Here is a 12373-nt window from a genome sequence, read left to right as displayed (position 1 = left end):
AAGCCGGTCAGGTGCTCACCCCAAAGGGATGGGACTACTCTGCGTCCGCGTCGCTGTCCTCTGCCTTCTTTTGCTTGGCAGCAGCGAGCTTGGCCTCGAGCTCTGCGATCTCCTTGTCCTCCTTGGACTCCTCGACCACAACGTCCTCGGCCTGCTTGGTTTCGCCCTTATCGTCGCCCTCCATACCCTCGCGGATATTCTTGACGGTAGAGCCGAGGGACTTACCGAGCTTCGGCAGGTTCTTAGGCCCAAAGATAATCAGGACAACAACGAGAATAATGATGAGCTCAGGAGCCCTCAGTCCAAACATGTAGACCTCCACAATACAGCGAGACAAGCTCGAATGAGTATACCGCGGGTATCGCGGTATCACAACAATAGCTAAAAAAAGGGACCGCAAGAAGCGGTCCCTCCTCATGCTCTGGTCGGGTTGACTGGATTTGAACCAGCGACCCCTGCGTCCCGAACGCAGTGCTCTACCAAACTGAGCCACAACCCGTTAGCTCGACTATAGTAACAAAGATTTCCGTCGTGTGCCAGAGAAATTTTTACTTCTTTGGCGCTTCAATGCGAACCGTGTCGGAAATGAGCTCCGTTGCATAAGCCCACCAGCCGTTTTGTTGAGCGACTGCCGCAAGATTAACTGCCGTGGCGGCAGTATCGCAAATGGCAAACGAGCAGGCACCCGAACCGCACACGTTTGCGGCAATGATACCGTCCTGTGAACGAAGCCAGTCGAGCACCGTTTGAATCCGCGGCTCCATCTGCGCGGAAATGACTCCCAGGTTGTTGTGGACGAGCGCGTAGGCCGCCTCTGCGTCTCCCGAGCGAAGGGCAGACGCGATCGCTCCGGGCTTGTCCGCAGGCGCTGGGGTCTCGTCAAAACGTCGATAGGCTTCAATTGTTGAAACGCTTGCCTCGCGCGGCTTGACCAGCACGACGGGTGTCGCGGGAAGTGCGGGGTACTCGGTTGCCAGCACGTCTCCCCCACCCACGCAAAATGCAGGGCTGGCATGCAAAAAGAAGGGAACGTCGGCGCCAATGCCGCGCGCGATGTTGTCCAGCGCGGGATCGGCACGGTCGATACCCCACAGCTCTGCCAAGGCGACAATGACCGCCGCGGCATCCGTCGAAGGACCGCCCAGGCCGGCACACAACGGGATGCGCTTCTCGATCGTGATGCAGACGTTGGCTTCACGACCATAATGCTCGGCCATAGCGAGCGCAGCACGATACGCCGTATTCTTTTGCATGGGAAAGTCGGATGTCGGAATCGTCTGGACGGTCAGCGCCTGTGCCGGCGTAACCGTCACGGTATCGACAAGACCGACGGCTGCCATCAGGGAATCGACCTTATGGTAGCCGCGGTCGTCACGCTCGGTATGAACCCCCAGATAGAGGTTGATCTTTGCCGGCGCGGAAAGGGTCAGGGACCAATCGGTCACCGCTAGTGCTCCTCGAGCTGATTGCCGAGCGGGGTAAAAATGTGCTCGCCGCTCTCGGGGTCGAACAGCTCGACCTGGCCGGTGAGAACATCAATATACTGGTAGGACTGACGCGACTTGCGGCCACGGCGCTCGTCGACCTCGACGATAAAGACTGCCGGATGGACGCTCTTGATGGTGCCCATGCGCTCGACGACGCGGGTGCGGCCCATGTTGGCCTTCACCTTAACGCGATCGCCCACCATATCGGTCAGCTTCTCGTGGATGTCGTCGACGTGATTGACTTCCATCTCTTCCATGAACAGGGCCTCCAGAAGGTGCAATTCAAAAAGGGGATAATACCCCTAAGATAGACAAAACTCTAATACTATAGCACCCTGTTGTGGCCATACGCAAGTAGCTAATTAGCTACTTACAGAGCATCGGTGTCCAGGACGATGGTGAATGGACCGTCGTTGACGAGGTCGACCTTCATGTCGGCGCCGAAGATGCCATGCGCTACGTGCTCGACGTCCTCGCGCACAAGCGTCAGGAAGTACTCGTAGAGCTCGTTGGCGACATCGGGGGCGCCAGCATCCGTAAACGATGGGCGGCGGCCGTGACGGCAATCGGCGAACAGCGTGAACTGCGACACCACGAGAACCTCGCCGTCGACATCGGCAAGTGCCAGGTTGGTCTTGCCGTTCTCGTCCTCGTTAATGCGCAAGCCCCGGAGCTTGCCCCACAGCTTATCGGCCTCGGCGCGCGTGTCGCCGTGACCCACGCCCAGCAGTACCAGATAGCCGCGCCCAATTTTGCCCACGCACTCGTCGTCGACCGTCACGCCGGCGTTGAGCACGCGCTGCACTACTGCACGCACGGCCTACTCCTCGCCCGTCAGTTTGGCGGATAGGTGCTCGAGCGCATGGAATCGATGGCTGATGGCGTTCTTCTCGTCCGCCGTCAGCTCGGCCATGGTCTTGCCCGGCGTGTCGACCGGCAGGAACAGCGGGTCGTAGCCAAAGCCGTGATCGCCGCGACCCTCGTGTGCGATAACACCCTCGCAGGCGCCCTCACCATAGGTGACCAAACCGTCCGTGTCGATGAGCGCGACGACGCTCATAAAGCGCGCAGTGCGGTCCTCGTCGGCCACGCCTTCCAGGTTAACGAGCAGTTTGGCATTGTTGGCGGCATCGTCGCCGTGAACGCCCGCGTAGCGCGCGCTATACACACCGGGCTCACCATCCAGCGCGTCAACGACCAGGCCCGAATCGTCGGCAATGGCCATGAGCCCCGTCTCTTCGACGGCAGCCTGCGCCTTGATGATGGCGTTCTCCAAAAATGTCGTACCGTTTTCCTCGGGGTCCTCAAAATCGCCCAGCTGACCGAGCGCCACAAAGCGAACCTCGGGCATAACCTTGCCCAAAATGGCCTCGATCTCGGTGAGCTTATGGGCGTTGCCCGTTGCCACGACGATGGTCGCCGCCGGGTCGAGGGTGTCGATGTCGATCTTCTCAAGTGCCATGAGTGGTCTCCTTGTCCGTATAGCAAAGTCACGTAAAAGGGACCGGTCCGTCGACGTCTCCCCTTTCATGTGGCATCAACCTTATCTATCGGCGTTTCCGCAGATAAAACCTGCCAAAATAAACATCCCTTTTTGGCAGGCTAGGCGAGAGCTTGGCGCTGGAGCTCGATGAGCTCGGCAATGCCCTTGTCGCCCAAATCGAGCAGGGAATTGAGGCGCTTGCGGTCGAAGGGCGCCTGCTCGCCAGTGCCCTGGAGCTCGATCATCTCGCCGGTGTCGGTAGCGACGAGATTCATGTCGACCTCGGCGTGACTGTCCTCGGAATAATCCAGGTCGAGCAGGGTGTTGCCATCGACAACGCCCATGGAAATCGCGGCGACCTGGCCCGTGAGCGGGATGCGCTCGAGCTTACCCGCCTCGACCCACATGGCAAGGGCGTCGTGCAGTGCCACCCAGGCGCCGGTAATGCTCGCCGTTCGCGTGCCGCCGTCTGCCTGAATCACGTCGCAGTCGACGGTGACGGTGTACTCGCCGAGCGCCTTCATGTTGACGACGGTGCGTAGGCTGCGGCCGATCAGACGCTCAATCTCCATGGAGCGACCCTTGCGGTTGGCGTGCTCGCGCTTGCAGCGCTTGCCGGTCGATGCCGGCAGCATGGCATACTCCGCCGTTACCCAACCGGCCTTGGCGCCCTTGCGCCAGCCCGGCACGCCCTCCTCGATGGTGGCAGCGCACAGCACGCGCGTATCGCCAAACTCGGCCAGGCACGAACCGTGGGCGTGCTTCATGACACCGCGAGTAAGCTTGATGGGGCGCAGCTCATCGGCGGCGCGGTCGTTGGCGCGATTGACCTGCATGTACTCCATAGAAATATCCTTTCGGCAAAAGGTGAACGTGAGCCTTTGGTCGGTGACCTTATATCTATTTCAGTTCGTCGATATCGATATGCTCAATGCTTTTGAGCGGCTGGCCAAAGATAAAACTGCCCGCCACCGCAAACTCAGCAATGTTATCGGCCGTCGTTGCAAAACGATGCTGCGGCTCGGCCGCGTCGCCCGCCAGCTGCTCGCGGCGCGTGAGAATATCGGTCAGCTCGCGCGTGGTCTCCTCGGCGGAGCTCACCACGCGCACTCCGGGACCCAGCGCATGGCGAATAGGCCCCACGAGCAGCGGAAAATGCGTGCAGCCGAGTACCACGGTATCGATGCCGTGGTCGCGCAGCGGTTCAACCGTGGCGCCGACCAGCGCGCGTACGGCAGGCGTATCAAAGATGTCCTCGTTCTCGAGCCACTGCTCTTGCAGATGTGCGCCCGAGGCGAGCTCGTGCTCAACGACCTCGACAAAGCTCGAGGCAGGGCAGCCGTATACGTCGACGCCGGCATCCAGGTCCTGGATGGCACGCGTGTAAGCGCCTGAGCGAATGGTGAGGTTGGTGGCGAGCACGCCCACCCGGCGCGTGCGGGTGCTGTTGATTGCCGCGCGTGCGCCCGGTGCGATCACGCCGATGACGGGGACGTCGAGCACCTGCTGGGCCAAACGCAAGGCCGCAGCGGTCGCTGTATTGCAGGCGATGACCATGATCTTGACGTCGTGCTTCGACAGCCAACGGCCCGCCTGCAGTGCAAACGAGCGCACCTCGTCCTCGGTGCGGGTGCCGTAGGGGCAGCGCTTGGTGTCGCCAAAGTAGTAGACGGACTCGTGCGGCAACGCCGTTGCGATGGCGCGTGCAACCGTCAGACCGCCCAGACCAGAATCGAACACGCCAATGGGACGTGTGTCGCCAGCCAGATTCTCGATATCGGACATTACCTCACCAGATTCTCTCTCGAAAAGATATGGCTCAGAACTATAGGGCCGCGCTACGAACGAGCCGCGACGAGCAGCTCTGCCGTTGCCGCCCAGCCGTCGACAATCTTGCCGCGCGTGACGTAGGCGTTATCGCAGGTATCCAGGAACTCGGGCGCGCCGGCGCTGGTCAAACCGTTCTCGACCAGGCAGAACGTGCCCACGTGGTCAGCCATGTAGAAGTCGGACTCGGAATCGCCGAGCGCCAGCGTCTCCTCGCGCTCGATACCCAGGTGCTCGCAGAAACGTGCGATGGCAACGCCCTTGTTGAGACCGGCGGGATTGATGTTAAACGCGCGGCCATCCTCGACGCGTTCGAGCTCGAGCGTCGTCGGCTTGGACAGATGCGTCAGATGGCCGTTGCAGGCCCAGACCAGACCGCAGCCAGCCTCGTCAAGAATGGCCTGGACCTCGTCGTCGGGCACATCGCCGCGCATGCCGACGGTGACCTCGCGGTACTTGTAGCCAGTCGACATGTCGTTGTGGTACTCGATCTTATGCGGCCAGCGGGCAAGGATCTTCTCGCACACGCCGGTCTGCTCGATCACCTGATGCGGTGTGAGGCCGCAGGCGGGGTCGTAAGGCATGTCGCCGGTCAGATACTCCCAATCGTTAGCTTTGAGGTCGTACATGACCAGGCCGCCCATCTCGCCGATGTAGGAGTTGAGGCCGAGCACGCGGGCGTCTTCGTGGATCATGGTGCGATTGCGACCCGAGGTGGGGACCACCTGGATGCCGGCACGAGCGAGCGCGACAACCGCCTCGACGAGCTTGGTCGAGGGATTGCCGTCGTTATCGCGCAGCACGCACGAGCCGGGTGCGAGCATCGTGGCGTCCAGGTCGGTAAAGACGTACTTAACCTTGGCAAGACGCTCGCGCATCTCGCCCGAAAGCTCAGCGACGGTCGGCAGGGTATTGTGGGACATGGTCACTCCATTTACGTAGAAGGGGCTTCTGGTCTTAGGCATCGTACGCCGCAAGGGTGCGCTTGAGAATCGAACCGTCGCGCTCACAAGGCTCGGGTCCGTTCTTGCGCAGCATACACTCTTCCTCGCCCTTACCGGTCACGATGACCACGGCAGGACGGACGGTCTCGCGCACGGCAGTCTCGATAGCGGCAACGCGATCAGTCACGATTTGCCAGTTATCATTTCCCTGCGCTTGAACGTTGCGCGCGATCTCGGCGCAAATATCCTCGACATCCTCGGGGCCGGGGTCATCCTCGGTAATCACGATTCGGTCGGCATACTTGCCAGCGGCGATGCCCATCGTGGTGCGTCGATCGACACCCTTACCGCCCGTAGCGCCAAATACAACCGCCAGCTCGCGCTCGGGATAGTTCTCGCGCAAGTCGCGCAGAAGTGTCTCGAGGCTCATGCCGTTATGTGCAAAATCGACGACGCCCAAGATTTTGCCCGATACGGACGGATAGAGCTCCATACGGCCGGGAACGAAGACGCCCTCAAAGCCATGGACGATACCCTCTTCGGAAATGCCCAGGGCCTCGGCGCAGGCAATAGCGGCAAGCGCGTTGGACACATTGAATTTAACCGGCGTGGGAATCACCATGTCGCGCGTAAAGCGGGGCGTGCGCACCGTTGCCACCACGCCGCAGTCACCATTGCGAATCGCCAGCGCAAGCACGTCGGCACGCTCGTCGGTCAGGGAGAACGTCACCGTACGTTCGCAACGAGATGCCGCCTCGAGCACACGATCGACTTTATCCATATCGAGATTGACCACGGCAAAACGGCTCTGCGAGAAAATTTTGAGCTTGCTGGCAAAGTAATCCTCGAGCGTCGGATGCTCAATCGGCGAAATGTGATCCTCGCCGATATTGGTAAAGGCGCCGACTTCAAAGGCGATCTTGCCCGTGCGCTCGTATTTGAGGCCCTGGCTCGATGCCTCCATAACCAGCCACGGGGCACCCGCCTCCGCAGCATGCGCGATGCGAGACTGCAGCATGAAGGATTCGGGGGTCGTCAGTTTGGAAGGGCCCGTCTCGATGCCGTCGTCGAACTCAATGCCCGTATTAAGAGCGGGTCGATGACAGCCCGTAATCTTGGCCTCGTTGGCGAGAATGCCGCGCAGATAAAAGCTACAGGTCGACTTGCCCTTGGTGCCTGTAAAGGCGCAGACCTTCACCTTACCCGACGGGTGCCCATAAAAGGCATCTGCCACCACGGCGAGCGTGCGACGAATATCACTCACAATCACCGCGGGAAGATCAACATCGTAATCAACCTCGGAAACGTAGGCCACGGCGCCATCGGAGATTGCCGAAAGCAGGTACTCGCGCTTAAACGTACGGCCCTTGCAGACAAACAACGTGCCCGGACGCACCTGGCGCGAGTCATCAGTTGCAAACTCAATGCGCTGGTCGCACGAAGCGCTCGGTCTGGAAACAACAAGGTCATCTTCCTCGAGCAACTCTATATAGCGCATCAGAGTTAGCTTCTCTTGTGTCGGACTCGACATACAAAGACCTCTCTCGCTAAGCCCAGCCTCAATTGCCTCGAGACCAAACCGATTCAACAAAACCCTTTCAATACTAGCAGCCATCGTAATATGCCGCCCAATCTTGTATCGGGCACAGATTGCTAAATCTTGGAACCGCTACCGGAAGCCCGGACGAGTCACGCCGTGGTTTTTTCGGTTCGCTCGGCGCTTATGCCCTATCACGAAACAAAAGATTGGCATGATAGTAAAGATTATTTGACATCAGCTGCCGCGATCCTTGCGGCAGTACACCTGAGCCGTCAGCAGAAAGGATCTTGCATGTGCGGTTTTGTCGGTTTTACCGGTACAGATGAACAGAGTGAGCTGGTTCTCACGGCCATGATGAATCGCATCATCCACCGTGGTCCCGATATGGGCGGCCAGCATATCGTCGACAACGTTGCCCTTGGCTTCCGTCGTCTTTCGATTCTCGATCTTTCCGAAGCTGGAGCTCAGCCCATGTCGAGCGACGACGGCAAGGTCACGATTGTCTTCAACGGAGAGATCTACAACTTCCAGGAGCTTCGCGCCGAGCTGGAGGCAGCCGGCTACGCCTTCCACTGCAACGCCGATACCGAGGTCCTGGTACACGGTTACGAGGAGTGGGGCGAGGACCTGGTCAACCGCCTACGCGGCATGTACGCGTTCGTGATTCACGACCAGAACAAGAACAAACTCTTCGGCGCTCGCGACATCTTTGGTATCAAGCCGTTTTATTACTACCAGGCATCCGATGGCTCACTGCTGTTTGGCTCCGAGATCAAGAGCTTCCTGGACCATCCCAAGTTTGAGAAGGCTGTCAACCACGACGCGCTACGCCCCTACTTGACGCTGCAATTCCCCGCCACGGAGGAGACCTTCTTTAAGGGCGTGTTCAAGCTTGCCCCGGCGCATTGCTTTACGTATGACCTGACGACCAACACCATGGACATCAAGCGTTACTGGAGCTGTGACTTCACCGACGACAACTCCAAGACCTTCGAGGAGTACGTGGACGAGTGCGACAAGGTCGTGCACGAAAGCGTCGCTGCGCACCGAATCGCCGATGTTAAGGTGGGCTCGTTTCTTTCTGGCGGCGTGGACTCCAGCTACATTGCCGCCTGCCTTATGCCCGACACCACGTATTCTGTCGGCTTCGATTACAAGAACTTCAACGAGACCAACTACGCTGCCGAGCTTTCCGACAAGCTGGGCATCAAGAATGTGCGCAAGATGATTACCGCCGACGAGTTCTTCGATGCGCTGCCCGATATCCAGTATCACATGGACGAACCGCAATCGAACCTGTCCAGCGTGCCGTTGTACTATCTGGCGCAGATGGCTTCCGAGGAGGTCACCGTCGTCCTTTCGGGCGAGGGTGCCGACGAGCTGTTTGCCGGCTATGAGTGGTACGAGGACACCCCCGAGATGCGCTCCTTTAAGAAGCGCGTGCCGCTCGGCGTACGTCGCGCCCTGGGCTCGCTCGTTCAGCATCTCCCCTACTTTAAGGGCCACAACTTCCTGACGAAATGCGCCGAGGTTCCCGAGCGTTGGTATGTGGGTCAGGCAAAGGTGTTCGATCCCTCCGAGGTCGACGAGGTGCTCAAGCCCGCTTATGACACCGGCAAGAACGCCGCCGAGATGTGCGCCGAGTACTACAAGCAGGTTCCCAACTGCTGCGAGCTTTCCAAGAAACAGTATCTGGATATGAACATGTGGCTGCCGGGCGACATCCTGCTCAAGGCAGACAAGATGTGCATGGCGCATTCTCTGGAGCTTCGCGTCCCGTTCCTGGACAAGAAGGTCATGGAGTTTGCCGAGCACATTCCCGCCAACTACCGTGTTAACGAAGAAGGCTGCAAGCTCGTCCTGCGTCACGCCGCCAACCGCACGCTGCCCGACGAGTGGGCAACGCGCAAGAAGGTGGGCTTCCCCGTACCGGTCAAGTTCTGGCTTCGCGAGCAAAAGTACTACGACTACGTAAAGGAATACTTCACCGCACCGTGGGCTGCTGATTTCTTTGAAACCGATGCGCTCATGAAACTGCTTGACGATCACTTTGAGGGTCGCGCGCTCAACCAGCGCAAGATCTATACCACGCTGACGTTCCTCATCTGGTACAAGCGCTTCTTTATCGACGAGGACAAGGGCGCCGAAGTCGCCGCGTAAGTTTCGTTATGGATTAGCGGTGAACAGCACGGGGTTTCCGCTATACTCAATCCCTGCGGGCGATTGGCGCAACGGTTAGCGCAGGTGCTTTACACGCACAAGGCTGGGGGTTCGAATCCCTCATCGCCCACCACTTGATTGAAAAGGCTCCCAGCGATGGGGGCCTTTCCTTTTTGGGCCCCGTGCAGAGGGATTCGAACCCGCCAGCACGTCTGCCACAAAGGCCGTGGCCAAAAAATGGCAAAAATGAGTACTGCTACTTTGTTTGCAACATATAATAAGATAGTATTTGCCTAAGTTACGCAACATGTGTCCATTATAAGGACTAACAGTTGGATTAAAATCGTGTATTCATCGCCATTTCGTCTTGCTATCTAGCCTTATTAGTCCAAAATTGCTGCTACCAAATCGGTAACAGTACTCATATTTGATGTTTTTTGACCAGCAGGTCTCCCCCGCCTTAGCAAATCTAAGACAAAACGGGGTCCAGACCGCTGAATCGTGCCGCATAAGGCACGTCCGCAGTCCGGAACCCGGTCCAAATTGAGCTATTGCGTTGTGTTAGGCCAAAACGTCCGACAAAATCTCGATCAGGCTGTCCACGTCGGCTTCCTCGCAGACAAGCGGCGGCAGGAAACGCAGTGTATGAGCTCCGGTCGCGTTAATCACGGCACCGGCCTCCAGCGCCCGGGCAACAATGTCATGCGCATCGCCCGCAGCGTCATCCAGATCGCAGCCGAGCATCAGGCCACGTCCACGCACCTCGGTAACGTGCGGCAGCTTGGCGAGCTCTGCCTCCATATAGGCGCCAACCTTGGCGGCATGCTCGGCATAATCGCCGCGCACAAGCGCGGAGAGTGTCGCGGCACATGCCGCGATGGCCAAGCAGCTACCGCCGAAGGTCGAACCATGATCGCCGGGCTTAAACACGTCGGCGATCTCCTTCTTTGCCACCACGGCGCCCATGGGGACGCCGTCGGCGATGCCCTTGGCAAGACTCATGATGTCAGGCTCCACGCCATAGGTCTGGAATGCAAACGGCTTGCCGGAGCGGAAGATGCCACACTGGACCTCGTCGGCGATAAGAACGGCGCCCACCTCGTGCGCCAAGTCGCGCGCAGCCGCCATAAACTCCTCGGTCATGGGATGCACGCCGCTCTCGCCCTGGATCGGCTCGAGCATCACGGCGCAAATCTCGCTTCCGAGCTGCTTAAAGATTGCGCGCAGTTCATCGACATCGTTGGGCGTGCAGGCCACAAAGCCGCCCGGCAGCGGACGAAAACTGTCCTGCAGCCAATCCTGCATGGTCGCCGCAATGGTCTCGAGCGTACGACCGTGGAAACCGCCGCGCATGCACACGATGGTGTTGCCACCGTTGCCGGCACGCTTGGCGTACAGGCGCGCGAGCTTCATCGAGCCCTCGTTGGCCTCGGCACCGGAGTTGGCAAAGAACGTCTCCCACACCTGCTCGCCCGCAGCCGGAACGCCAAGCGCCGCCGCCGTAGTCTCGTCGCCGGCGGCAATCGCGTCGGCAAGCACGCACGCGCCATCCACATCGTCGTTAGCGAGCTTGGACAGTAGCGCCGCGACCTGGCCACGCTGCTCGATGTAGAAATAGTTGGAGACATGCAAGAGCTTTTTGGTCTGCGTCTCGAGCGCCGACAGCACTGCCGCATTGCCGTGGCCTAGGCTGCATACGCCAATACCTGCAAGAAAATCGAGATACTCACGGCCATCGTCACCGATGAGCTTCATGCCGTGACCCTCGACAAACTCGACCGGAGAGCGGCCAAAGGTATGCATGACGTAATGGGATTCGAGCGATTGCTGAGCTGCAAGTGACATGGGATGCCTTTCGTTGAGCGCCAAACGGCGCGAGCTATGGGTGAAGAACTGCAATGACCGCGGACCGGCTAAACGGTCTGGAGCTTTTCGACCTCGTCGAGGTTCTCGGCCAGGCGCGCCGCAAAAGTCGAAAGCGGGTGCGGGTGCGTATCGAACTCGTAGGCCGTCTCGGTGGAATGGATCACGGTACCGACGCCGGCATCGGTCAGCAGCTCCAGCAACAGCGAGTGCGGCGTGGTGCCGTTGATGATGTGGGCGCGGAAGACGCCAGCGGTAAGGGCATCGACGGCAGCGCGCAGCTTGGGAATCATGCCCTTATCGACCTCGCCGCCGTAGAGCATCTCGTTGACCTCGTCGAGCGTCAGGTTGGAGATAAGCGAATCCTTATCGCTAAAGTCCTTGTACAGGCCGTCGACGTCGGTCAAGAAGATCGCCTTGTGCGCATGGAGCGCTGCGGCGACGGCGCCGGCGGCGGTATCGGCGTTGATGTTGAAGAAGCCGCCGTCCTCCCCCGCCGCAACCGTGGCGATAACGGGAATGTACTCGCTGTCGAGCAAGCGCTCGATGTAGTCGGTGTTGACGTGCGTGACTTTACCCACGCGACCGAGCTCGGGGTCGAGCGGCTCGGCGATAAGCGTACCGGCATCGCTGCCGGACACGCCCACGGCCAAGTTGCCGTGGTGGTTGAGCGCCGCAACCAGCTCCTGGTTGACCTTACCGCCCAGCACTTCGCGCACGATATCCATGGTCGCCGGCGTGGTCACGCGCTGCCCGTTCTTAAACTCGACGGGGATGTCGTAGTGACTGAGTGCCTCGTTGATGGCCTTGCCGCCACCGTGCACGATAACAGGACGCATGCCGATAATCTTGAGCAGGACGATATCGCTCATCACGTCGCGACGTAGCTGCTCATCGACCATGGCGGCGCCGCCGTACTTGATAACGACCGTCTTACCGGTCAGGTTCTTAATCCACGGCAGCGCCTCGAACAGCAGCTGCGCGGTAGCTTCGTTGGATTCGCTCGAGCGACAATCGCGTGCGAATTTCATAGTCTGCCTCGTCTTTCTTGTAGCTATCGCGCCGCACC

12 protein-coding genes and 2 tRNA genes are annotated in these 12373 nt (G+C 59.5%); 2 read left to right on the top strand and 12 right to left on the bottom strand.

What is annotated here, in order from left to right; translation table 11 throughout:
- Positions 1-34 precede the first annotated feature (34 nt).
- The 10 genes from tatA to AB5Z14_RS00610 form a co-directional block, all read right to left on the bottom strand.
- Positions 35-310 (bottom strand): twin-arginine translocase TatA/TatE family subunit, encoded by a 276-nt coding sequence (tatA, locus tag AB5Z14_RS00655; RefSeq protein ID WP_152073393.1) that lies wholly within the window; start codon positions 308-310, stop codon positions 35-37.
- Between the two features lie 112 nt (positions 311-422).
- Positions 423-499, bottom strand: a tRNA-Pro gene (locus tag AB5Z14_RS00650).
- A 49-nt stretch (positions 500-548) separates the two neighbouring features.
- Positions 549-1445, bottom strand: coding sequence for a 4-(cytidine 5'-diphospho)-2-C-methyl-D-erythritol kinase (ispE, locus tag AB5Z14_RS00645; RefSeq protein WP_270225810.1), 897 nt, complete (start codon positions 1443-1445; stop codon positions 549-551).
- Between the two features lie 2 nt (positions 1446-1447).
- Positions 1448-1744, bottom strand: a complete 297-nt coding sequence (locus tag AB5Z14_RS00640) for a Veg family protein (protein WP_006234957.1) — start codon at positions 1742-1744, stop codon at positions 1448-1450.
- 113 nt (positions 1745-1857) lie between these two features.
- Positions 1858-2304 carry a D-aminoacyl-tRNA deacylase gene (dtd, locus tag AB5Z14_RS00635; protein WP_270225808.1) on the bottom strand — a complete coding sequence of 149 codons (447 nt, stop codon included), beginning with the start codon at positions 2302-2304 and terminating at the stop codon, positions 1858-1860.
- Between the two features lie 3 nt (positions 2305-2307).
- Positions 2308-2949 (bottom strand): RdgB/HAM1 family non-canonical purine NTP pyrophosphatase, encoded by a 642-nt coding sequence (gene rdgB, locus AB5Z14_RS00630; protein ID WP_022094898.1) that lies wholly within the window; start codon positions 2947-2949, stop codon positions 2308-2310.
- A 140-nt stretch (positions 2950-3089) separates the two neighbouring features.
- Positions 3090-3815 (bottom strand): ribonuclease PH, encoded by a 726-nt coding sequence (gene rph / locus AB5Z14_RS00625; RefSeq protein WP_270225806.1) that lies wholly within the window; start codon positions 3813-3815, stop codon positions 3090-3092.
- 55 nt (positions 3816-3870) lie between these two features.
- The gene (gene murI, locus AB5Z14_RS00620; protein WP_117778584.1) at positions 3871-4755 is read right to left on the bottom strand and encodes a glutamate racemase; all 885 of its coding nucleotides are present in this window, start codon (positions 4753-4755) and stop codon (positions 3871-3873) included.
- Between the two features lie 53 nt (positions 4756-4808).
- On the bottom strand, positions 4809-5720 hold the full coding sequence (locus AB5Z14_RS00615) for an HAD family hydrolase (protein ID WP_270225804.1): 912 nt from the start codon (positions 5718-5720) through the stop codon (positions 4809-4811).
- 34 nt (positions 5721-5754) lie between these two features.
- Positions 5755-7239 (bottom strand): Mur ligase family protein, encoded by a 1485-nt coding sequence (locus AB5Z14_RS00610; RefSeq protein ID WP_270225803.1) that lies wholly within the window; start codon positions 7237-7239, stop codon positions 5755-5757.
- Positions 7240-7572: 333 nt separating this feature from the next.
- Here AB5Z14_RS00610 and asnB point away from each other — a divergent pair, with 333 nt between their 5' ends.
- Together asnB and AB5Z14_RS00600 are read left to right on the top strand one after the other, a co-directional pair.
- Complete coding sequence (asnB, locus tag AB5Z14_RS00605) at positions 7573-9441, top strand: asparagine synthase (glutamine-hydrolyzing) (protein ID WP_368129891.1); 1869 nt, start codon at positions 7573-7575, stop codon at positions 9439-9441.
- A 57-nt stretch (positions 9442-9498) separates the two neighbouring features.
- Positions 9499-9574: transfer RNA gene (locus AB5Z14_RS00600), tRNA-Val, on the top strand.
- Between the two features lie 428 nt (positions 9575-10002).
- Here the strand turns inward: AB5Z14_RS00600 and AB5Z14_RS00595 are convergent.
- Together AB5Z14_RS00595 and argB are read right to left on the bottom strand one after the other, a co-directional pair.
- A complete protein-coding gene (locus AB5Z14_RS00595; RefSeq protein ID WP_270225801.1) occupies positions 10003-11286 on the bottom strand; it encodes an aminotransferase class III-fold pyridoxal phosphate-dependent enzyme in 1284 nt (427 codons plus the stop codon).
- Between the two features lie 68 nt (positions 11287-11354).
- The gene (argB, locus tag AB5Z14_RS00590) at positions 11355-12335 is read right to left on the bottom strand and encodes an acetylglutamate kinase (protein ID WP_368129890.1); all 981 of its coding nucleotides are present in this window, start codon (positions 12333-12335) and stop codon (positions 11355-11357) included.
- Positions 12336-12373 lie beyond the last annotated feature (38 nt).

This window comes from Collinsella aerofaciens, from assembly GCF_040910265.1.
Taxonomy (GTDB): domain Bacteria; phylum Actinomycetota; class Coriobacteriia; order Coriobacteriales; family Coriobacteriaceae; genus Collinsella; species Collinsella aerofaciens_BK.
The sequence above is the reverse complement of the archived record's forward strand: the minus strand, read 5'-3'. Positions and strand labels throughout refer to the sequence as shown.